Annotated in this window: 18 protein-coding genes and 1 pseudogene; 12 read left to right on the top strand and 7 right to left on the bottom strand. The window is 60.9% G+C overall.

What is annotated here, in order from left to right:
• Positions 1-31: 31 nt before the first annotated feature.
• The 5 genes from G1C98_RS05035 (at position 32) to G1C98_RS05015 (ending at position 8,221) form a co-directional block, all read left to right on the top strand.
• Positions 32-3,214 carry a type I restriction endonuclease subunit R, EcoR124 family gene (locus tag G1C98_RS05035; protein WP_169079844.1) on the top strand — a complete coding sequence of 1,061 codons (3,183 nt, stop codon included), beginning with the start codon at positions 32-34 and terminating at the stop codon, positions 3,212-3,214.
• Positions 3,215-3,513: 299 nt separating this feature from the next.
• A complete protein-coding gene (locus G1C98_RS09270; RefSeq protein ID WP_205831892.1) occupies positions 3,514-4,836 on the top strand; it encodes a zinc ribbon domain-containing protein in 1,323 nt (440 codons plus the stop codon).
• A gap of 163 nt (positions 4,837-4,999) precedes the next feature.
• Positions 5,000-5,746 carry a helix-turn-helix domain-containing protein gene (locus G1C98_RS05025; RefSeq protein WP_169079842.1) on the top strand — a complete coding sequence of 249 codons (747 nt, stop codon included), beginning with the start codon at positions 5,000-5,002 and terminating at the stop codon, positions 5,744-5,746.
• Positions 5,747-5,911: 165 nt separating this feature from the next.
• Positions 5,912-6,724 carry a histidine phosphatase family protein gene (locus G1C98_RS05020; RefSeq protein WP_169079841.1) on the top strand — a complete coding sequence of 271 codons (813 nt, stop codon included), beginning with the start codon at positions 5,912-5,914 and terminating at the stop codon, positions 6,722-6,724.
• A 207-nt stretch (positions 6,725-6,931) separates the two neighbouring features.
• Positions 6,932-8,221 carry a uracil-xanthine permease family protein gene (locus G1C98_RS05015; RefSeq protein WP_169079839.1) on the top strand — a complete coding sequence of 430 codons (1,290 nt, stop codon included), beginning with the start codon at positions 6,932-6,934 and terminating at the stop codon, positions 8,219-8,221.
• A gap of 135 nt (positions 8,222-8,356) precedes the next feature.
• Here G1C98_RS05015 and G1C98_RS05010 read toward each other — a convergent pair whose 3' ends face one another.
• The gene (locus tag G1C98_RS05010) at positions 8,357-9,067 is read right to left on the bottom strand and encodes an SDR family oxidoreductase (protein WP_169079837.1); all 711 of its coding nucleotides are present in this window, start codon (positions 9,065-9,067) and stop codon (positions 8,357-8,359) included.
• A 107-nt stretch (positions 9,068-9,174) separates the two neighbouring features.
• Positions 9,175-10,428: a YhgE/Pip domain-containing protein gene (locus tag G1C98_RS05005; RefSeq protein ID WP_169079835.1), complete on the bottom strand. Its 1,254-nt coding sequence runs from the start codon at positions 10,426-10,428 to the stop codon at positions 9,175-9,177.
• 215 nt (positions 10,429-10,643) lie between these two features.
• Between G1C98_RS05005 and G1C98_RS05000 the strand changes: the two genes are divergently transcribed.
• Positions 10,644-11,315 (top strand): TetR/AcrR family transcriptional regulator, encoded by a 672-nt coding sequence (locus tag G1C98_RS05000; protein WP_169079833.1) that lies wholly within the window; start codon positions 10,644-10,646, stop codon positions 11,313-11,315.
• Between the two features lie 25 nt (positions 11,316-11,340).
• On the opposite strand, the gene G1C98_RS04995 is transcribed toward G1C98_RS05000, so the two are convergent.
• The 3 genes from G1C98_RS04995 to G1C98_RS04985 all read right to left on the bottom strand — a co-directional run bounded on the left by G1C98_RS04995 (position 11,341) and on the right by G1C98_RS04985 (position 15,187).
• Positions 11,341-12,129: an ABC transporter permease gene (locus G1C98_RS04995; protein WP_169079831.1), complete on the bottom strand. Its 789-nt coding sequence runs from the start codon at positions 12,127-12,129 to the stop codon at positions 11,341-11,343.
• Positions 12,126-12,911, bottom strand: coding sequence for an ABC transporter ATP-binding protein (locus G1C98_RS04990; protein ID WP_169079829.1), 786 nt, complete (start codon positions 12,909-12,911; stop codon positions 12,126-12,128). The genes G1C98_RS04995 and G1C98_RS04990 overlap by 4 nt, the downstream gene beginning before the upstream one ends.
• A 62-nt stretch (positions 12,912-12,973) precedes the next feature.
• Positions 12,974-15,187, bottom strand: a complete 2,214-nt coding sequence (locus G1C98_RS04985) for a hypothetical protein (RefSeq protein ID WP_169079827.1) — start codon at positions 15,185-15,187, stop codon at positions 12,974-12,976.
• A 241-nt stretch (positions 15,188-15,428) separates the two neighbouring features.
• On the opposite strand from G1C98_RS04985, the gene G1C98_RS04980 reads away from it, so the two are divergent.
• From G1C98_RS04980 to gndA, 4 genes are all read left to right on the top strand, one after another.
• The gene (locus tag G1C98_RS04980) at positions 15,429-15,683 is read left to right on the top strand and encodes a hypothetical protein (protein WP_169079825.1); all 255 of its coding nucleotides are present in this window, start codon (positions 15,429-15,431) and stop codon (positions 15,681-15,683) included.
• Between the two features lie 13 nt (positions 15,684-15,696).
• On the top strand, positions 15,697-15,972 hold the full coding sequence (locus G1C98_RS04975) for a ribbon-helix-helix protein, CopG family (RefSeq protein WP_169079823.1): 276 nt from the start codon (positions 15,697-15,699) through the stop codon (positions 15,970-15,972).
• 193 nt (positions 15,973-16,165) lie between these two features.
• Positions 16,166-16,780, top strand: a complete 615-nt coding sequence (locus G1C98_RS04970) for a Type 1 glutamine amidotransferase-like domain-containing protein (protein ID WP_169079821.1) — start codon at positions 16,166-16,168, stop codon at positions 16,778-16,780.
• Positions 16,781-16,927: 147 nt separating this feature from the next.
• On the top strand, positions 16,928-18,376 hold the full coding sequence (gene gndA, locus G1C98_RS04965) for an NADP-dependent phosphogluconate dehydrogenase (protein WP_169079819.1): 1,449 nt from the start codon (positions 16,928-16,930) through the stop codon (positions 18,374-18,376).
• 479 nt (positions 18,377-18,855) lie between these two features.
• On the opposite strand, the gene G1C98_RS09530 is transcribed toward gndA, so the two are convergent.
• Together G1C98_RS09530 and G1C98_RS09525 are read right to left on the bottom strand one after the other, a co-directional pair.
• Positions 18,856-19,767 (bottom strand): hypothetical protein, encoded by a 912-nt coding sequence (locus G1C98_RS09530; RefSeq protein WP_169079817.1) that lies wholly within the window; start codon positions 19,765-19,767, stop codon positions 18,856-18,858.
• A 935-nt stretch (positions 19,768-20,702) separates the two neighbouring features.
• Positions 20,703-20,891 carry a hypothetical protein gene (locus tag G1C98_RS09525; RefSeq protein WP_169079816.1) on the bottom strand — a complete coding sequence of 63 codons (189 nt, stop codon included), beginning with the start codon at positions 20,889-20,891 and terminating at the stop codon, positions 20,703-20,705.
• Positions 20,892-21,607: 716 nt separating this feature from the next.
• On the opposite strand from G1C98_RS09525, the pseudogene G1C98_RS09520 reads away from it, so the two are divergent.
• Together G1C98_RS09520 and G1C98_RS09340 are read left to right on the top strand one after the other, a co-directional pair.
• Positions 21,608-22,618 (top strand): annotated as a pseudogene (locus G1C98_RS09520) (MSCRAMM family protein); the annotation flags it as partial.
• Positions 22,619-22,666: 48 nt separating this feature from the next.
• Positions 22,667-22,879, top strand: a complete 213-nt coding sequence (locus G1C98_RS09340) for a hypothetical protein (protein WP_240944910.1) — start codon at positions 22,667-22,669, stop codon at positions 22,877-22,879.
• Positions 22,880-22,940 lie beyond the last annotated feature (61 nt).

The following is a 22,940-nucleotide window of genomic DNA, read 5'->3' as shown; positions in this document are numbered from 1 at the left end:
GAAAGTGACGGTGCATTCGGGGAGGTAGAGCGTGTTCTACGACAAGGAATCGGATTTCGAGGACGATCTGGTTGCGGTGCTGAAACGTCACGGATGGGCCGACGGCATATTGGAGTATCCGACCGAACAGGATCTCATCGACAATTGGGCCAATATTCTATTCGACAACAACAAAGGCATTGACCGATTGAATGGGAAGCGTCTTACCAAGGGTGAGATGGCGCAGATCCTCGAGCAAATCGAAAACTTGCGTACTCCGCTAGCGTTGAATTCCTTCATCAACGGGAAAACTGTGTCCATCAAGCGAGACAACCCCAAAGACGAATTGCACTTCGGCAAGGAAATCAGCCTGAAGATCTACGATCGTCAGGAAATCGCAGCCGGGCAAAGCCGTTATCAAATCGCAAGGCAGCCTGTTTATCCGGCGAAAAACAAGATGTTGAACGATCGTAGGGGAGACGTCTGCCTGCTTATCAACGGCATGCCGGTCATTCATATCGAGCTGAAGAAGAGTGGCATTCCCATAAGCCAAGCCACCAATCAAATCGCGAAATATGCGCATGAGGGCGTATTCACCGGACTGTTTCGGCTTGTGCAGGTCTTTGTGGCCATGAATCCTGATGATGCCGTGTACTTCGCCAATCCGGGTGAAGGCGATTTCAATAGCAATTATTTCTTCCACTGGGCCGACTACAACAACGAACCCATAGCGGCGAACAAACATGTCGGACAGGACGAATGGAAACGCTTCACCTCGGATCTGCTGTCCATTCCTATGGCTCACCAACTTATCGGTTTCTACACGGTCGCGGATTCCGCGGATGGATGTCTCAAAGTGTTGCGTAGCTATCAATACCAGGCGGTGAACGCCATTTCCGACCGTGTGCGCACCTGTAAATGGGACGAGCCTGTGCCAAGCGGAACTCCGGGGCGGCTGGGAGGCTATGTGTGGCATACCACCGGTTCAGGCAAGACCATGACCAGTTTCAAGGCGGCACAGCTTGTCGCCGATTCGAAGGACGCAGACAAAGTTGTCTTCCTCATGGATCGTATTGAACTGGGTACGCAGTCATTGCTTGAATATCGGTCGTTCGCCGACGATGCCGATGACGTGCAGGGCACGGAGAACACGGACGTGCTCAAGGCGAAATTGGCCAGCGTCGATCCCAAAGACACGCTTATCGTCACTTCCATTCAGAAAATGAGCAACATCAAGGCTGGCGAGGGGCATGTCACCGAAGAAGAAGTGAAGAAGCTCGCTAATAAACGCATCGTGTTCATCATCGACGAATGCCATCGTTCCACGTTCGGCGAAATGCTGCAGGATATTCGCCATTCCTTCCCGAATGCGCTGTACTTCGGGTTTACCGGCACTCCAATCCATGAGGAGAATCGTAAGAGTGGAGCCACTACGTCAATGGTGTTCGGTGATTGTCTTCACCGGTACAGCATCGCCGACGGCATCCGTGACGGCAATGTGCTCGGATTCGACCCGTACATGGTGTTGACATACCGAGACAAGGATGTTCGCCAGGCGGTCGCGTTGGAGAAGGCGAAGGCCTCAACGATTGAGGAGGCTCAGGCGGATCCAACGAAATCCAAAGTGTTCTACCATTACATGGATCCGAAGCAAGTGCCGATGGGCCCCATGGAAACGCAGGCCGGAGAACGCATCAAAGGCATCGAGGATTATCTGACCTCGGCTCAATACGCGCAAAGCACTCCGCACGAGGGCAAGGTCGTGGAGGATATCCTCGATCAGTTCCCATTGCTGAGCAGGGGTAACAAATTCCATGCCATGCTTGCCACGAGCTCCATTCCCGAGGCCATCAGCTACTACCACCTGTTCAAGGAACGCGCGCCACAGATGCATGTGACCGCGTTGTTTGATCCCAATGTCGACAATTCCAATGGCGCTATCCTTAAGGAAGACGCGCTTAAGGAAATTATCGGCGATTACAACGAACTGTTCGGCAAGGATTTCATCATCCCCACATGGCCGAAAATGAAGAAAGACATTACTGCCAGACTTTCCCACAAGCGTCCGTACTTGACGGTCGACCAGCATCGTGAGGAGCGCTTGGACTTGCTGATCGTGGTCGACCAGATGCTGACCGGCTTCGATTCCAAGTGGGTCAATACGCTGTATCTTGACAAGATCATCGACTACGAGAACATCATTCAGGCGTTCAGCCGCACGAACAGATTGCTCGGGACGGACAAGCCTTTTGGAACGATACGCTACTATCGCAAACCGCACACGATGAAGGGATATATCGAAGCTGCGGTGAAACTATATTCCGGAGATAGGCCGCTTGACCTGTTCGTGCAGAAGCTGCCGGAAAACGTGCGTCTGATGGATGCGCGTTTCGAAGAAATAGCTTCTGTGTTCCGTACCGAAGGCGTGGATGACTTCATGCGGCTGCCGGCTTCGGTGGAGGCGTGCCGTAAATTCGCGAAACTGATCGTGGAGCTCAACGATTTTCTGGAGGCTGCCAAGGTTCAGGGATTCACCTGGGAACAGCGGGAATATTCCATCGTCCATGATGATGGCTCCGTGGAGGTCGTGCGGCCAAAACTCGATGAACGGACATATCTGATTCTCGTGCAACGGTACAAGGAAATGTTCAGCAGTGGCGAAGGACCCGGCAGTGGGCCGGAAGCCCCGTATGAGCTTGACGGCCATATCACGGAGATAGATACGGGATTGATCGATACGGATTACATGAATGCCAACTTCACCAAATGGCTCAAAGCACTCGGTGGGGGAGACCCGTCCTTGCTGGCGTCGGCCGAGGAGGAGCTGCATAAGTCATTCGCCTCGCTCAGCCAAGAAGAACAGCGTTACGCCGAACTGTTCATGCACGATGTGGAACGTGGTGAGGTCGAGCTGGAGAAAGGCAAAACACTGCGCGATTACATTACGTGCTATGCGAACAGTGCAAAGAACAGCCAGGTGGAGAAAATCACCAAGGCGCTTGGTGTGGATGGCGCGTTGCTCGATGAAATGATGCGACTTGACCTTACCGAAACAACTCTGAACGAATTCGGGCGGTTCGATCGGCTGAAAGCATCCATCAATAAACCTTTGGCGAAGGAGTTCTTCGACAAGCCGGACAGTCCGGTCACCCAGTTCACGGCGAATATCCTCGCGACTAAGCTGCTGAAAAGCTTTATCCTTGAAGGCGGTTTCGATGTAGATGATCAGAGATGACGGAAGACGATAGCGACAAAGGTGCTGTACTTGGTCTTTGACGGAGAGGTATTTTGAAGCCAAATCGTTTTCCGGACGAGTCGGCCATAGGAATTCATACGAATGATGCAGCAACGGGATAAGCCACTTGGGCGAGCCATGTGCGGCGCGCCGGTATGTTACGGGGCGCAGGTAGGTTGGTCTAGGCATCGTTTCCGGTTGCGCAGCGGGCGCCGTATGGGGAGATTCCTATGGTTTCACGGCCCGCGTGGGCGGATTCGACTGATCGGCAATACCAGTCAAACAAGCAAGGGGAATATATGAAGCAATGCACGCACTGCCAGTTCGGCAATCCCGAAGAGGCGCGATTCTGCCGCCACTGTGGCAACCCGTTCCAGGACATGCAGCCAGCCATACCGCAGAACGGCCCGGAACCCGTTGAGCATGCAGCTGCGACTTCGGCTGTTGCCGATGGAAATGCCGAGAGCGTCGCCCCGACCATGGCTTTCGAGGCCGTGCCCGGTGAACCCGAGAACAATGCGGACGCCGACCAGACGCCGCAGGATGACGCAACCGAAACGACCGACGCAACCGAGACGACCGATGAGTCTGTCGAGACCGTCGAGTCCGTCGCCGCCATCGAGGATCCGGACGCCACAGTTGCCATCGAACAGACCGCCCAGGAGGAAGGCCAGCTGGCCACCAGCGTCATGCCGCAGGTGGCGGCCTCTGCACAGGAGACCCAGCCGTTGCCGCAGCAGCCTAACCAGCAGCCCATCCAGTCTATCCAGTTCACCCAGCCCATGCCGCAGCCGCAGGCCGGCCAGCCGTATGCGTCGCAGCAGTACGCTACCCAGCAGCCCCAGCAACCCGTGCAGCCCCAGCAGCCGATGGCCCAGCCCGCCGCGCAGGGAGCCCAGCCGCAGTTCCAGAACGGCGCCCCCATGCAGCAGCCCGCCTACCAGCAGCAGTTCCAGGGTGCTCCGGCCACGCCTCAGCAGCCCTCCGCATTCGAGGCGGAAAGCCGCACGTTCTTCAACTGGCTGAAGGAAGCCCTGCTCCACCCCTCCCAGGACAAGCCGATGAAGAAGTGGTACAGCTGGGTCGTCACCGCGTTCCTCACGTTCATGATCTCGGCGAACATCACGCTGTGGGTCGCCCAGGGCGCGTCCTTCGCCGATTCGCTGATCGGCTCGACCCGCTACTACAGGTCGGCGCTGCCCTCGGTGCTGGTCGTTATGTGGATCGCCATGTTCCTGATGCTCTACGCCTACATCCTCTTCGCGTTGCTCGGCCGCAGGGTGCTTGGCGACACCAAGAAGTTCGCAAGCTTCCACGACGAGTATGCCCGCCGCCTCATGCCATGGGTCATGCTCGAACTGCTCGTGTTCGTGCTGAGCCTTGTCCGCCTGCATATCCTCGCCGTGCCGCTGCAGCTGCTCGGCCTGGGTCTGTTCTCCATGTGGCAGCCCGTCGTCGTGGCTCAGGGCAAGTCCACCGCCAAGCGCGACCCGCACTGGGGCTGGATCCTCGCCATGATCGTGCAGATGGTGACCACGCTGCTGGCCATCGTGCTGATCGTCGGGCTGGTGCTCGGCGGTTTCACCGCGTCGCTCGCCAGGATGTCTTACGGCATGTACTGATGCGCTGAACCGGATGCGCTGAACCTCGTTCCATATGGGTGCCGCTGTACTCGGCCCCGCACCCGACAGCCGGCCACGTCGTTTCGCCTTACGCGAGTCGACGTGGCCGGTTGTGTATAATCGTCGTGTTGTGCCGAGGATTGTACCAATGGAGGTCTGTCATATGGCGGTCGTCAACGAGGCGAAACTTGGGTATCTCGACTTTCTGTCGCGTGAGGACAGGGTCCGTCACCATCGCTATGTCGAGGAGATGAAGCAGTACGACATGATGCGTTCCGGCGACATCAACGCGATCGCCGAAAGCACCAGGCTGTGGGATTCCGGCCTGTACGGTCACCTGTCCGACAATCCGCTGCTCAATGTGAAATACCGTTTCGTCACCACGATCACGCTGGCCACCCGCTTCGCCATCGAAGGCGGCATGGACGAGGAGGACGCCTACAACGCGTCCGACCTGTACATCCAGGATCTGGAGAAATGCAAGACCCCGGACGACGTGCGGCGTCTGCACACCGATATGATGACGTTCTTCACATGGGCCATGGCCGACATGCAGAAGACGGAGACCCATTCGAAGGCCGTCAACGAATGCATGGACTACATCCACTATCATCTGCACGAGCGGATCACCGTGCCCATCCTCGCCGAGCATGTGCACCTGAACCCCACGTATCTTTCCGAGCTGTTCGCTCGCGAAACGGGCACGACGATCTCCCATTACATCACCGACAAGCGCATGGAGGCCGCGGAGAACATGCTCAAATATTCGGAGTACGGGTTCGCGCAGATCGCCCGCATCCTGGCCTACCGGTCGCAGAGCCATTTCACCAAGGTGTTCAAGAAGCACACCGGGATGACGCCGGGGGAGTACCGCAGAAAGTATGCGCAGAACGGCATCTGGCCCGAATAGCCGCACCCGGCCGGGCGCCCTACTCGGAGCCGATGATGAACGCAGTGCGTCGCTCCGGCGAATTCTTCGCTCGGGGCGCAACAATACCGCCGATCAACGGCGTTATCGGTTACGGTAGAGATATTCAACGACGAACACGATTATTGAGGTAAGGAATACACGATTATGGGAATGCCATTGGATCTGTATGTGATTCGCCACGGCGAGTCCGAAGCGAATGTGATCATCAACGCGGGCGAGCAAGGCGACAACTCGCTGTATACGCAGGATAATGTGACGGTGCCGGACCGGTCCTGGAGACTTACGGCCACCGGGCGCAAGCAGGCCGACTGCATCGGGCGCTGGCTGGTGGCGCAGCAGGAGCTGTTCGACCGATATCTCGTCTCTCCGTACGTGCGCACGCGCGAGACGGCGGCCACCATGGCCCTGCCGAAGGCGAAGTGGGAGGAGACGCGCGTGCTGCGCGAACGCTCGTGGGGCGAGGTCAGCACCATCACCAAGGAGGAGTTCCGCACCAACTACAAGCGCAACTGGCTGTTCAAGAACACCGATCCGCTGTACTGGTGCCCGCCCGCCGGCGAATCCATCGCCGATGTGGCGGAGAACCGCGTGCACAACCTGCTCACCTCGCTGAACCGCAAGTCCGACGCGGAATCCGTGGTCATGGTCAGCCATGGCGATCTGATGCTCGCCCTGATGCTGACCTTGGAGGATCTGTCCGACGAGGAATTCATGCATCGCGCCGACTCACCCGACTGGCGGATCACGAACTGCACATGCCTGCACTATTCGCGCAGGGACCCGCAGACGGGCCGCACCTGCAAGCGTTTCCGCTGGGAGCAGACCGCCCGCCCGGTGCTGAACGAGCAGACCGGCAAGTGGGAGGTCCAGGTGGAGCCGTGGCGCGAGTTCAAGCGCCCGCTGCTGTCCAACGGCGATCTGGTGGACGTGGTGCACGCCGTCGACCCGCATCTGTGATCCCGCATCTGTGATTTCCTCTCACGTGACGGGAGGGATGCGGCATGGCGGCGACTGGTACCGGTGTGGTTTGGCCGGGAGCCTTGCCCGCCAAGTGTTTCGGAAGGGTTTCCGGCCCGGAAATTGCTCTGACAACGCCTCGATTACAATGGACGCTCAGTGCGCGGACGGCAAGAGCCGCGCCCTGATCCTCGATTGAGAGAAAAGATGAGCAATATTTTCCAATGGAACCTTCATGGCGACGGCAAGACGCTGCTGCCGGACGAGGTCGTCGAACCCGATGAGCGCCTGACCTGGCCGCGTACCGCGGAAATCGGCGCACAGCACGTGATCGCCATGTTCGGCGCCACCTTCCTGGTGCCGATCCTGACCGGCTTCGACCCGTCCACCACCCTGTTCTTCACCGCCATGTCCACGGCGCTGTTCCTGCTGATCAACAAGAACGTGCTGCCGAGCTACCTGGGTTCGTCGTTCGGCTTCATCGCCCCGATCACCGCGGTCACCACCGCGCACAAGGGCATCGCCGTCGCCTCCTTCGGCATCATGGTCACCGGTCTGCTGCTGGCTTTGATCGGCGTCGTCGTGCACTATGCGGGTGCCAAGTGGATCGACATCATCATGCCGCCGGTCGTCAACGGCGCCATCGTCGCGATCATCGGCTTCAACCTCGCTCCGAGCGTGTGGAACAACTTCAAAGTCGCGCCCGACACCGCCATCGTCACCCTGCTGGCCGTGCTGCTGGTGGCCGTGCTGTTCAAGGGTCTGCTGGGCCGTCTGAACATTCTGCTCGGCGTGATCATCGGCTACATCTACGCATGCTGCCGCGGCCAGGTCGACTTCTCCGCCATCGGCAAGGCCGCATGGATCGGCCTGCCTCACTTCCACACCCCGCAGGTCGACTTCTCCATCCTGCCGATGTTCATCCCCGTGGTGCTCGTGCTGGTCGCCGAGAACGTCGGCCATGTCAAGTCCGTCTCCCAGATGACCGGTCGTGACTATGACGACCAGATCGGCACCGCCCTGTTCGCCGACGGCCTGGGCACCACCATCGCCGGCTTCGGCGGCGGCTCCGGCACCACCACCTACGGCGAGAACATCGGCGTGATGGCTGCCACCAAGGTGTATTCCACCGCGGCCTACTGGTGCGCGGCCGGCTTCGCCCTGATCCTGTCGCTGTGCCCGAAGTTCGGCGCGATCATCAACACCATTCCGGCCGGCGTGCTCGGCGGCGTGACCACCCTGCTCTACGGCATGATCGGCATGATCGGCATCCGTATCTGGGTCGAGAACAAGGTCAACTTCGACAAGCCGATCAACATCATGGTGGCCGCCATCACCATGATCATCGCCATCGGCCAGTTCGCGTTCACCGTCAACGGCATCTCGTTCAACGGCATCGCCATCGGCACCGTCGTGGTGCTCGTCGCCTACCACGGTCTCAAGGCCATCGGCAAGGCCACCGGTACCATCGCCAAGGATGATCCGGACGTGCTGTGACGCGCGCTGTGGCACCGCGACGCTGATGCGGTGATACGGCAATATGACCGCATAGCTAAGTGCGTATAACGCCAAACAAAAACCCTTTCCCGTGTTTTCGGGAAAGGGTTTTTTCTTGTTAGCGGTGTCGAAGCGCTACCGGTAGTTGCGTTCGATGAGGATGTCGGAGACGGTGAGGTTCGCCTCGTTGACGAGATTGAACAGGATCACCTCGGCAAGTTCGGCCGGGCTCATGAAGGAGTGCTGCTTGTCGAGCGACACGTAATCGTGGCTGTCGCGGTAGAAGTCGGTGTCGATGCCGCCGGGGTAGACGCCCACCACCTTCACGCTCGTGCCCTTGTAGGCGGCCTTCAGGCTCTGCGTGTAGCCCTTCTCGCCCCACTTGGTCGCGCAGTATACGGATTCGTTGGCGTTGCCGCGCGTGGCGGCGGTGCTCATCACGTTGGCGATTTTCAGATCCTGCTCGCCGCATGCCTTCAATGTCGCCACGCTCCACAGGATCATGCCCTTGAGACCCTTCAGGCACTTATCCACGTCGGCCGCGACGTAGCCGGTCGGCACCTTGAACGACGGTTGGCCGGCATTGTTGATCAGCAGGTCGATATGGCCGAGCTTCGCGATTTTGGCGATGGCGTCGTTCACGAAGGTCTCGTCGGAAACGTCGCCGACGAACGCGCGATAGTTGTCGGAACCGAATTGGTCGGCAAGTTCGGCCTGGCGTTCGGCGTTGAAGTCGATGCCGGCCACCAACCAGCCCTTGCCGATGAGTTGACGTGCCAGCTCGTAGCCCAGACCCAGGGCGCTTCCGGTGACGATCGCGATGTGCTTTCCTTCGGCTGTTGCCATGTTTGGCTCCTTTGCTCACTTGTCGGATGTCGTCTCGCGTGACGTTTCCTCGAAACGTTTGACGTTCGACTTCATCATATCCCCATAGCCGTCGGCTGCATGTCGCTTCAGCCGCGCGCCGGTGCCTTCCTGCCACATTGCACGGCCATGCCGATGCCGGCGGCGACCAGACCAATTGCAGCGCACACCGCAAGCGGGACCAATGTGGAGTTGAACGCGCCCTGGCCGAGGAAGACGATGGATCGAATGCCGTCCGCGATATAGCGTGCCGGCGTCCACGGGTAGATCCAATCCTGCCAGAATGCCGGCAGCGCCTCGAACGCGGTGTACCCCGTGCTCATCGTGAACATGACGGTCAGCATCGCAAGTGCAGCCAACGGCAGGACGATGGTGGCCATGCCGAGCACCAGCAGCATCAGGCAGAAGCTGCAGATCCACAGATACGGCAGCACCGCGCCGACCGGGATGGTCATGCCGCCCACAACGGTGATCAGGAAGCAGGTCGCGCCGGCCACGCACAGCGACAGGACGGCCGCATAGCATGCCTGGACGCCCACAGTGATCAGACGTTCCTTACGGGAGGCGTTCTTGCGTGGCTTGGTCATCAGATACATGATGAGCGTGCAGACGGCGGACATCAAAACGGTTGGCGCCACGGTGAGCTGGGCCAGCATGGCCGAGCCGGATGCGTTTCCCAGACCATAGTCGTGCACGGCCGAGGTCTTGACGTTCACTCCAGCCTGTTTCAGCGTGGAGGTGATTGAGGCGGTAATGTTCTGGGTGACGGTCGGGTTCTTTGCGCTGTTGGTGATGATGGTGACGACCGGCATGTCCTTTGTGGCGGTCGTGGACTGTGCCAGCGCGGAGGGAGATGGGGCTGCCGTGGATGTGCCGTTCTGGGCCGTGGCATTCGGAGCGACACCCTGTGCCTGGGCTTGGGCTTGTGCCTTCATCTTGGCTTCCATCTGCGCCTGCACCTGCTTGGCGATGGCCTGCGTCTGGGCCTGCTTCGCGGCGACCTGCTTGGCGGTGAAGTCCTTGGAGATGACGACCGCGGCGTAGTAGTCGTTGTCGTCCATGGCCTTGTCGAGTGCGTTCCTTGTCTTGAATTCGGTCCATGCGATCGGGGAGTCGCCATCGCTCGCGGATGTTGCCGAGGTGATCTTCTGCACCATCGTCTTGCCGGCGTTCACCGTCCCTGCGGCTGTCTTGGCACCCTTGTCGAGCGAGAGGATGGCGAACGGGATGTTCTTCGGGGTGGCGTGCAGCATGGGGTAGAACATGCAGCTCCAGAGCGTCAGGAGCACGCAGATCACGCCGAGCGGCGCGAGGGCCTTCGGGTTTTTCAGTTGCTTGGGCATATGACTGCCTTTCGTATGGGTCGTATGAATGCCGGGAACGCCCGGCTGCCAAGCAAGGAATCTATTCATGTGCATTGCATGCCACAATGGACATATTGGCATAAAGCATTGCTTAATACACAGAATGTATATTATTGTGGAGAAATTCTTGGAATTCTCACATTCGGTGTCGGTGCCGCACCGAATGAGGAAAGCTGGAGGACGTCGTGAAGGAAATGACTGACAGGTCGAACAGCGGGTATGCGGATGCGACCGTGACGAGCGGAAGATTCACAGGCAGGAAGGATCTGCGTGTGCTGAAGACCGACAGGTTGATCCGCGAATCGTTCATCACGTTGCTCGGGGAGAAGTCCTATGAGCGCGTCACTGTGCAGGACATCCTCGACCATGCGATGATCAACCGCAAGACCTTCTACAACCATTACCGGGACAAGGACGATCTGGCGGTGCGGATGATGGACGGCCTTGCGGACCAGCTCATCGCCGGCGCGGAACGGTTCCGGCAGGATCCCACGCAGGAGCACTTCACGATGCTGTGCAATGCATTGCTTGGTCGCAGGAACGAAGTGCTGGCATTGTGGGAGGTGCATACTTCGGTCGGGGGATTCAGGGACAGGCTGTTCGATCTGCTGGTCGGCTTCTACAAGCGTCTTGCCATGCCGACGGGGCAGGACCCGGCGGACACGGAGCGTCAGGCCGTGATCTATTTCAATCTTGCCACGGCGCAGATGCATATGGTTCTGCAGTCGGGCGGCGAATTCACCGTTCCCGAACTCATGCGGGACGTGCAGGCGGTGTTCCGCGTGCTGCAGTCGCAGACGCGCCTCTTCGAAATGACGGTGCCCGCTGCCAAAACGGCAACGGGCACCGAGGAAAGGCCGGAATAACGGTCGGCGGACGGCGGTTATATCGTCACTTCGCGATCGGCTGATACTGGTCGAGCGAGGTGAAGCACTTGCGATACGCCATCGCCATGATGATGCTGTCGGTCAGCAGCGTGAGCGCCGCAATGGACGCCAATACCATGAACTGGTATTTCGCCGCATCGATCGGATCGCCGCCCGCGATGATCTGACCGGCCATCATGCCCGGCACCGTCACGATGCCTGCCGACGCCAACGACGCGGTGGTCGGCATCAAGCCCAGACGGATCGACGACACCATGCTCGGCCGTGCCGCCTCCCACGCGGTGGCACCCAACGCCAGCAGCGTATCGACCTCGTCGCGGCGCTCGCGCATGCTTTCGAAGAAACGGCTCAACCCCACGGCCGTCGCGGACACGGTGTTGCCCAGCAGCATGCCGGTCAGCGGCACCACCAGCTGCGGCGCATACCAAGGGTGCGGGCGGATCACCAGTTCGGTGACCAGCGACATCATGATGAGCATGGTGAGCACCAGACTCAGCAGCACCGGGCCGGCGAGTCCTTTCGGCACGCCCTTGGCGCGGGAGAGCGTGATCTGCACCGCCGCGATGAGCATGAACGCGATGAGCAGCAGCACGAACCACGGGTTGCCGGAATGGATGACGAAGGCCATGATGAAGCCCATCGCACACAATTGCAGCAGCGCACGGCAAGCCGACCACAAGAGCGTCTTGCCGATGCCCATACGCATCAGGCCGGAGATACCGGCCGCCACGGCCACCATCGCCAGCGCGACGAGCAAGCCCCAGATGTCGATCGAATAGTAGTTGCCGCTCATGCCCTTGCCTCCTGGGCGTTGTGCCGGTCGTTCCCCTGGCCGGTCATGTACATTTCGGCGAGCGTGCCGCCGTCCAATGTGATGATCCGCGAGGCTCGGCCGTCCGGCGGTCGGTGCCTGATGCGGATGATGGCCATGCCGCGGGCCGCGGATTGCGCCATGATGGTCGCGACCTTGTCCGCGTTCTCGTCATCGAGCCCGGCGTCCACCTCGTCGGCCAGCAGCACTTTAGGATCGGTGAGCAGCGTGCGCGCAAGGCTCACACGTGCCGCCTGGCCGCCGGACAGATCGTGCGGGGCGCGATCGAGGTCGATGTCCTCGCAGCCGATGCTGTCGAGCGTGGCGCGGATGCGCTCATCGGGGAGCATCGTTCTCGCCTGGGCGTCGGGGGACTGGCGGGAGAACAGGCGACGCAGGCGGGAGGAACGGTTCGCGCCAGCATCCGTATTGCGGATGCGCAGCGTCCATGGCAGACGGATCGCCTCGGCCACGGTGGAACCGGTAAGCAGTGCCTTCTGCGGCAAATACGCCACCTGTCTGCGCCACTGCTGCGGCGTGAACTCGTCTGCCGCGCGGCCATCCAGCTTCATGGAGCCACGCGCATGCGGATTCAGCTGGGCGAACGCGGTAAGCAGACTGCTTTTGCCCGAACCGGACGGGCCGACAAGATCGACAATCTCGCCACGTCCGATGGCGAATGACAATCCCTCGAATATCGTCTTGAACGAATCGGCTTCCGGCACCTCGCACGACATATCGGAAGCCTCGAATACATACTGCATGGGCTCCACCATACTCGCCTATGGCGGGGAGGGATTTGAAGCTGAATCTTCCTGATTTGGACCTACCGGAGTTCGGCGTCGTGCGTGCCGACGGATCTGAACGTGACGTGATGGGCAGCATCGTGCGTGTAGTGCAGGCGGTACTGGCCATGCACGTTCACCCGGTAGATGTAGTTGCCATGCTCGTCCAGGCGGTCGGCATCGTCGCCGCCGCTTCCCTCACGCAGGCGATGCGCCCTGGCGCCATTGAGATCATCGCGCCCCATGAGCACGAACAGCATGGTTCTCAACAGCGACATGCGAGACATGTCGCCATGCTCGCATTCGGCCAGCGAATCGAAGAAGTCGGGCGCATACGACCAGTCGTCCAGCGGGTGTGCAAGCCGTTCCGCAACGCTGAACTGCAGCAGCGACTGCGCACGCAACTGCCAATCGATCTCCTCACGGATCGAGGGGAACAATCCCGTGAACGGGGCAAGCGGGCTCGCATCATCCTGAGCCTTCGCGTAATCGCGATTGTTCCTGCGCAGATTGCCGTTGCTCTTACGCAGGCTTTCGTTCGCCGAATCCAACTCGCGATTCAACTGCTCCGCATCGCACAACTGCGCATGCAATGCGCGGATAGTGCTTCTGGCCGCATCCATCGAATCGACCGAATCAAGCAGGTCGTCCACCGGCACCGTAGCCAGCGAACGATTCTCACGTAACCTCGCCAGATAATCCAACGCACCCGTGGAATCAAGCCATTGCGGGCCACCCTCCATCAGACTCGCAGGGCGAACCAGCGCGGCATCGCTGGCAGGCAGGGAGAACAGCCAATCGCCACCTGCGCGCCCCTCGACATGCAAAGCGATCGGATGGCCTTTCGTTACGCTGCGGCGCAGATCCGTATGAATATCAATGCCGCTGCCAGCCAACAGTTCGGGCCCATGCACACGAACCTCCACCGCCGGCGCATCCTCCAACGCAGGGTACAGCATGACCACCAGCAGATCCGCATACACGGCGGCAGCCAAGCCCACAACCGTGGAACCCTCCACGTATTCGGCCAAAGCGCGTGCGGCCGGAACCCACCGCGGCACCAAGGCAAAATCATCACCGCCGACAATGTTGCCCTGCACAACCTGGCCCCGGCACACCAGCCGATCCGCCGCAATACCGGACTGCTCGGCCAGTGCAGACACATCGGTCCTCAATATCGAACCATCGCCGGCCCGCACATACGCGACATCGCCGAACAGCCTTTCCACGGTCGCGCTCGCCATCGGCTCCTGCGCGGAACGCGCGTGCTTTGTGCTGCCGGCGGCGTTGGCCGGGGTGTTGGCGGTGCTGGGATTGCCGGCATTGTTGGTATTGCGGGTATCGGCATCGCCGCCGACGGTGTAGCCGTCGCGGTATGCGGCGTTCAAGACCAGTTCGGAGAGCACGGCCACGGCTTGTGGGCTGCTTTCGGGGGATTCCAGTCTGCGGAGTCTGGCGCCCGCGTTCGACGCGTGGGGTGGCAGGAACCGGCATGCGCCGTCGTATGCCCTCGCCCATGAGGGAAGCCATGCGTTGAGCAGGTCGCTGGTCTTTTGATCCGTGATCTCCAATACGGCGGCATCGTCTTCGATCTCGTCCAGCAGCTCGTTGATGTCGAGGTACGGCCTGGCCTCGCCTTCCGCTTTGGAGACCAGGATGCAGGGGATCTCGCGGGATTTGCTCAGGATGAAGTCCCGGCACAGTGCGGCATGTTCCGCGTCGATGCGATACAGCTTGTATGCGCCGCGCACATCCGCCAGGCTTGGTCGTTCCGGTTCCATGGCGGCTTCATTGGGCGCGGCGGTCCGGCGGCTTGATGCCTTCCATGAGCCGGCAGGCACGGATTGCGGTGCCTTGGGGGAGGGCTGTGCCGCCTTCTCCGCCATGATGTTCAGCTGCTCGTCGATCGATTCCAGGAATTCCGTGGGCGACAGGTCGCTTCTGATGAACCGGACGAGACGCGGATCGTGCGTCCACTCATCTCCGGCGGGGAAGACGCGTATTGCGCCGTGGTAGGCGTTGAGAGTGCCGAGCTGGTTCCTGGCGCTGTGCTGGACGGTGTTCGACAGCAGGACTGTGGCCGCACGCGCGCCGACGGTTTTGCGGATCCCGTCGATTGGCACGACCGGCTTACCGTCCTGCTTCTGCGAGACCAGCACGCATGCCTGGTCGCGCGACGATCTGCGCAGCCATGATGTGAATTCGGCCAGCTGCAGCATATCCGAAATGGTTGCCCCGTCGAATGAGTTCGCCATATCGTCCCCCTAGCTTTCCCAACGTTGGTATGTCCATTCTAGGGGATGGGCGTGGGGTGATGGGACTCGTTCTCAAGTGCGGTTTGTGGGTATCCGGAATGGATAACTTCGCATCCAATGTTCAGTGCATTGGAGGCGCGGATTGGGAAAAGCGAGCGATTTCGCCATAACGACATCTATGCATCTTACGATATCATGTTACAATAAAGTAAGACAATTAAAACTGGCATATGGAGGGTCATTGGAGGGCGAGATCACGATTCTGTTCCGTGCATTAAAGCACGGGCTGTCGGAAGACGACATCCGATGCGCGTGGCATAACGCTATGGCGGTTAGACGCCGTAATTTTGACATCCCCTGTATTTATGCGGCGGCCGGACCCGACGAATCAGGCAACCTGATTGAACTGTTGCTGGCGGAGCAGGAAAACGGAGGATTCATTGTCTACCACGCTATGAGACTCACCAAGAAGATGGCAAGGGAACTGGAGCTCTAGAAAGGAGTCCAAGATGGAATACAAGCTCAAGGGCGGTGTCACGCTTAGTGATGAGGATTTCGAACGCATGGCCGATGAGGCCGAACGTGGCGAATACCCCGGAACTCCGGGTGAATGGGTCGTGCGCCCGCAGGGCAGGCCCTCGCTTGACAGCGAAGAATTGGTAAGCGTCACATTCAAGATGACGCGAGCCCAGAGGGATGCGCTGGACGCACGTGCCGAAAGCCGTGGTGAGACGCGCAGCCAAATCATGCGTGATGCACTGACGCGCGAACTTGCTTTTGCGTGAGCACGGATTACGCACGCTCTTCTGCCGCTTGCCAGATAAAGTTGGAACATATTTTTCTGAGATTCAGCCCAGAGCCACACGCCCAGAGTTCTATAAGGAGAAGCCGCTAGCGTGAGGGGCACATAGGCAATCCACGCAGGCAATCCCGCCGCCGCACACGAGCCGTGGCGGCGAACCGACGAGGGGAGGGGCAATGGGCAAGCTGATGCTGGCATCCACGTTCGGGCTGGTCAGTCACAGGCTCGAACGCATCGAGCCGGATCTCAAAGGCAAGACGGTCACCTTCATCACCACCGCAAGCAAGAAGGATTCGGCTGGCTTCTTCAACCGCATGGCCAGATGGAAGCTCCGCGCCCTCGGCCTCAACGTGCGGGAGATCGACGTGGCCGTCGCCTCCTACCACGACATCAAAACCACCATCGCCTCCAGCGACATGATCTACGTGACCGGAGGCAACACCTTCTACCTCCTGCAATCCCTACGCTATTCCTCCGCGGACGCGATCATCACCCAAGCCGTGCAGGAAGGCAAGACCTACATCGGCGAATCGGCCGGAGCCGTAGTGGCCGGGCCGAACATCGAATACATCAACCGCATGGACAGCGAAGACCCCGCACCATACCTGGAGGACTACACCGGCCTAGGGCTCGTGGACTTCAGCATCGTGCCGCACATCGCCGGCCCCGCACTCGGCGAATCGGCCGCCGACATCATGCGCCACAGCGACGGCACCCGCCGCATGATCCCCATCCGCGACGACCAGGCCATACTTGTCAACGGACCGAACGTCGAACTCATCGAACGCTGAACCGGCCCACGGCATCGAACCTCGTCCTCGCACCGCCCGGATCCGTGCCGCTCGCACGATGAAAGCGAGACGCCAACCCCCAATGGGCAAGCGGGGTTATAGACTAAGGAACGTTTGATTTACGCCTCGCTCAATGGAAGGTAACGCATGTCAGCTGAAGCAAACGTCGGCGTCGTCGGCTTGGCCGCAATGGGCGGCAGCCTCGCACGTAATCTCGCACACCACGGCAACAAGGTCGCCGTGTTCAACCGCACCTACGCCCGTACCGAAAAGCTCATGAACGAGCACGGCACCGAAGGCGAATTCTACCCGGCCAAGACGCTCGAAGAGTTCGTCGGCAGCCTCACCAAGCCGCGCACCGCCATCATCATGGTCAAGGCCGGCGCACCCACCGACGCCATGATCAACGCGCTCGCCGACCTCATGGAGCCCGGCGACATCATCGTCGACGCAGGCAACGCCTACTTCCCGGACACCATCCGCCGCGAAAAGGAAATCAGCGCGCGCGGCCTGCACTTCGTGGGCTGCGGCGTCTCCGGCGGCGAAGAGGGCGCCCTGCTCGGGCCGTCCATGATGCCCGGCGGCTCCGATGAATCCTGGAAGACCCTCAAGCCGATCTTCGAATCCATCGCGGCCAAAGCCGAAGGCGAACCGTGTGTGACCCACATCGGTCTCAACGGCGCCGGCCACTTCGTCAAGATGGTGCACAACGGCATCGAATACTCCGACATGCAGCTCATCGCCGAAAGCTACGACCTCATGCGCCGTGGCCTGGGCATGACCCCGGCCGAGATCGGCGACGTGTTCGAGGAATGGAACAAGACCGAACTCGACTCCTACCTCATCGAAATCACCGCCGAAGTGCTGCACCAGGTCGACAAGAAGACCGGCAAGCCGCTGGTCGACCTCATCGTGGACCACGCCGGCATGAAGGGCACCGGCACCTGGACCGTGCAGACCGCGCTGTCCCTGGCCGTGCCGGTCACCGGCATCGCCGAAGCCGTGTTCGCCCGCGGTCTGTCCTCCGAGGCGGATCTGCGCGAGGAAGCCCAGAAGCAGGGCTTCGCGGGCCCGAGCGGCGAGTTGAACCTGAACGACGAGGAGAAGAAGGCCTTCATCGAAGATATCCGCCAGGCCCTCTACGCCTCCAAGATCGTCGCCTACGCCCAGGGCTTCAACGAGATCACCACCGCCGCCAAGGAATACGGCTGGGACATCGACCTGGCCGCCGTGGCGCGCATCTGGCGTGGCGGCTGCATCATCCGCGCGAAGTTCCTCAACCGCATCTCCGAAGCGTTCGAATCCGGCGAGGCCAACGTGTCGCTGCTGTTCGCCCCGTACTTCAAGAACGCCATCGAGACCGCCGAGAAGTCCTGGCGCAACGTGGTGGCCCAGGCCGCCATCAACGGCCTGCCGACCCCGGCGTTCGCCTCGTCCCTGTCGTACTTCGACGGCCTGCGCTCCAAGCGTCTGCCCGCCGCACTGATCCAGGGCCAGCGCGACTACTTCGGCGCCCACACCTACCAGCGTGTGGACCAGCCGGGCGCGTTCCACACCCTGTGGGCCGAGCCGGGCCGCGAAGAGATCGAAGCCTGATCTTTCCGCAGTACGAGCAGTACAAAGCTAGGAAGCTTTAGCCAAAAGGCTTCGTGATGCCTTGCGGCCATACCCCGACTATTGAACCGAAGCGATTCCGGTTCGATGACCGGGGCGGCCGACACTCGCATCGCGAGGCCTTTTTGCATGCCCATGCGTGTGGTTCTTGTTCCGTAGGCGGTTATTGGCTTCCGTAGGTGGTTGGGGCTGGATACCCGCCGCGAAAAAGGCCGGAAACCAGCCTTTTCATATTCTCGATACTTGGAGCAACCACCTACGGAAACGCCGAACCACCTACGGAAGCAGCGTCTGGCGGAACATCATGCGCTGGAGCGGCCAATGGCGGTCCCGGAGGGGGATTACGCGGCTCTGCCGATGGGGGATTGCAGGCCGCCACCGAACCCGCCAGCCACCGTGGCTGCGCCTTAATGAGAGCAATCTCACATTTCCTGGATGTTTGTCTATTTAACCTTTTGCAATTATTGGGTTTTTGACGGAAATGCGATTTCCGTTAACTTCCGCGAACCGTCCATAGTGATTCCACATAATGAGACGGCAATGGGGTCCACTATTCGCGGCATTAGTATCGGGGGCTCAGAAGGGCGTGCCCCGTGTAGGGACGGGTGCACGGTGCGGATGGATTCTTTTTTGAGGGGCATGACTCCATCTTGTTGATCCACCGCATTTCGATTGCTTGAATGTGAAGGGCGGCAGGCATGATCGCACGGTTGGCTTCGCTGATGCTCGCGGCTGTGATGGCCGTCGGCATGAGCGTACCCTCTTCCACGGCCTACGCCGTGGGAGGGAAGACCGCACAGACCACACAAGTCGCACAGGCCGGGCTGGGCATGCAGACCAAGCAGGCCGCCGAACAGGGGAGCGCCGCCCAGGCACCCGTATGCGGCCAGCCGTGGAATCAGACGGATGCGGGCGCCGCCGTCGATCATGGCAAGCCCGCCGGTCGACTCGTCGGATGCATCTCCGGCAGTGCGGTCCAATACCGTCTGCAGAACTCGACGCAGTGGCTGAATGTGCAGGCGGACGCCAACGGGCACGTGTCGTTCGACTACACCACGAAAATCGCCCAGTTCCGCTTCGACGCGCAATTCAACATCCCCAAAGGAACCATCAGCGCGACCAACCGTACGTTCCACTACCGCATCGCGGGATTCAAGGGCACCGGCAGCACGATGTCCGGCATCCTGAACGACGGGCTGGGCGCGTACACGATCAGCGCCGACGGGCTGGTGACCATCACGTTCAGCGACCAGGCCATCGCAAGCAACGCGAACGCGCCGCTCGACAACGGCCGTCTCTACATCGAGGCGGATCGCAGCAAGGTGACCGGCGGCAACCCCGGCCAGACGATCCTGGACTTCGGCAACGGGCACGTCACCACCATCGACATGTACCGCAAAAGCGGTACGCCAGCGAAGCAGGCCGTCGGCACGCCCACGCAGAAGCCGGACGGCACATTGCGCGCCACGTGGCGGATCTCATACGCCAATACGGGCACCATAGACCAGCCGATCGTGAAGATCGAGGATTGGATGGCCTACGAGAACGTTTCCGGCGACGGCTCCAGCGCACCCGGCAGGGGATGGTATTCCGCCGATGACATCGCGAGCCTGTACCAGACGCTCACCGCAACGATGGGAGCCGGAACATTGGACGTATACCCCGTGACAGTCTCCGGCACCGACTACAAGACGAGCAATAAGGCCGCACGTTGGCAGCCCGGAACCATGCAGAACGGTACCTATTGGAAATGGGTGTTCCAACCGAACTCGTACGTCGTCAAGCCCGGCCAGACACTGGAACTCCAATACGATTCGACCTTCGCGAACAGCGCGCTCCACCCCGCCTCGAAGAACACCTCGCGCTTCTACCTGTCCGACAAGAAGGGCGACTACTACACGAAAAGCGCGGTCGTATGGAACTCGCTGCGGCCGCGGATCACCCTTGCCAAGACGGCCGGCAGCCAGCGGATTCCCTCCGCGGACGAATGCCGTACGTTGGGCGTGGGAAACGGCAGCTGCGCCCTGGCCTCATGGAACGTCACGGTCGGCAACTCCGGCAAGGGCGATCTTCCCGTCGGATGGATCGTGCAGGACACCGGCAACGGCGTGTGGTACACGAAGAATCTGCTGCGCACGAGCCTGAAGGTCGCCGTCAACGGTATGGCGGTCACCGGAACGATCCAGGTGTCCTCCAACGGAGGCAAGAACTGGACCGACCTCGACCAGGCCGGCGAAACCACCCGCTACACGTCGTTCCGCTTCATCGCTGGCAGCGTGCTGGCCCCCGGCGCGAACGCCTCGGTCACCTACGAAAGCCTCTTCGACCCCGCCGGCACGTCGGTGCGCAGGAACTCGGCGACCGCGGGAACCGGCGTCGGCGGCTCCTTCGCCAACACCGTCACCGCCAACGTGCAGGCGGCATCCCTGGTCAAGGACGGCTGCTCCGACCCCATCACCACGGCCGGAGCACCGAAGTTCACCTCATGCGGCGCCAACGGCGCCGACTACACGATCAACGCGGGTGGCGACCCCGAAACCTCCCTGCGCGTCGGATGGCGCATCAGCGCCCACGTGACCGACAACTGGCGCAAGTCGCCGCTCGTCTTCGACGAGACCCTGCCCGAGGGATTGCGCGACGTGAGATTCGCGTTCTCCGACTATGCGAACAACAAGAAATGGCTCGGCGTGGGCGAAACGACGTTCACCAACATCAAGGGCGTGCAATACCGCGTGACGCTTGAAAAGACCGGCGACCGGACCTACCGGATCACCATCCCGCAGCAGGCGAGCGACCTGATGAACGCGGGCAACGTCTACCTGTATGTCGCGGCGAAAGGCCCCGACGTCAACGACGGCGCATACTGGACGGAAGGCAGATACGACAGCAAGAGGGGCTGCGTCGCCGATTCCGCGCTACGCGCCGGCACTGGCGACTGCCTGGCGATCGGATACCACAACACGGTCTCGATGCGCTCCGGCACCATACCGCCCGTCTCCACATCGGAAACCGTCACCACCAACTTCCGCAAGACGAACTCCGGTGTGGGAGACAAGCAGAACGTCGACTCCGACTGGGCCGCCGACGGCAAGAGCTTCACCAGAACCTACTACGTGCGCGCCAACCGGTACGGGCTGAACATCGACCCCAGCCACAAGACGCACAACGGCACGGCCGACCCCGACACCCTGCCCATCAGGGACGTGCTCACCGGTGCCGGCCGCGCCGGACGGCAGCAACCCGCAGGTGACGTTCCTGGGGCACGTCACCGTGTGCCTGGCCTGGATCGGCAACGGCCAGGCCTGCCCCGCCGGCAAAACCTACCAGCCGTCCCCGGACGCGATCGTCTACCGGGAGAACGACGCCAAACTCGGCGGCACGCTCACCGTCTACGTGCCGGACTCCACACCGGTGACCATCAGCTACCGGTACGGCTTCAAGGGAAGCGCCGGATTCGACCTGAAGAACACCGCGCAATTCACCGATACGCCATGGACGGACGCCGGCAAGGCCAACGCCAGCAGCGCCGCCATCAGCAGCAGCGGCGTCAGCGTGACGACATCGACGATCCTGCTGCACAAAACCGACGACAACGCCTCCGGTTACCGGGACCTCGCCGGCGCCACATTCGAACTGCTCGCATGGAACGGCCACGACTACGCCTCGGCCACGCCCAGGCCGATCACCGCGGTGACGGACAGGAACGGCATGATCGTCGTCGGCAAAACGCAGGGGCTGCAATGCGGCACGGCCTACCGGGTCAAGGAGGTCAAAGCGCCGACCGGCTACGAGATCAACACCAAGACGACCGACTTCTACCTGACGAACTGCGGTGCCGGAACCTACTACGGACCGGTCGACGCGCAAGGGCAGCCGGACCCATCCGTGCACCGGTGGGGCGGCGGCTACACCATGACGGTACGCGACAGGAAGATCACCGGATCGGTCACCTGGAGCAAGGTGGACCACAGCCGGCCCGAGGAATACCTGACGGGCACCACATGGCGGCTCGAACGGAAAAACAGCGCCGGCGCATGGGAGAAGGTCAACGACTCCCTCAACAACTTCGCCGACTGCACGGCAAACGGGGCATCCGCCTGCGCGGGCGCCGGCGACAAGGACCCAGCCGCAGGCAGGCTGACGGTCGACAACCTCGACTGGGGCACCTACCGGTTGACCGAAATCACCGCGCCCGGCGGATACCAGCTGCCCGACAGCGCCAGCACGTGGGCCGAATTCACCATCAGCCAAGCACATCCCAAGGCGCAGACCGTGCTTAAAGGCCACGGCGAATGGTCCGGCATACACGGCAACCGCCTGACCAACCGGCCCGAACCGGTCTCCGCGCTGCCCATCACCGGGCATGCCGAAGCCCTGCTGCTCACGGCTGTGGCAATCGCCGCAGGCGGGGGATCCGTGCTCGCACTGGCCGTGGCGGCGTATATCAGAAAACGTGCGTACGGGGATTCTCCCATGGATCCGTAAACACAACGAACCCACGGGAGAAAACCCATACGAACCCGATAAGGAACTGTTCTTTACCAGA

The sequence above is a fragment of the Bifidobacterium erythrocebi genome, from assembly GCF_012932675.1.
GTDB classification, from domain to species: Bacteria; Actinomycetota; Actinomycetes; order Actinomycetales; family Bifidobacteriaceae; genus Bifidobacterium; species Bifidobacterium erythrocebi.
Note: the sequence above shows the minus strand (reverse complement) of the source record. Positions and strands in the feature narration are given on the sequence as shown.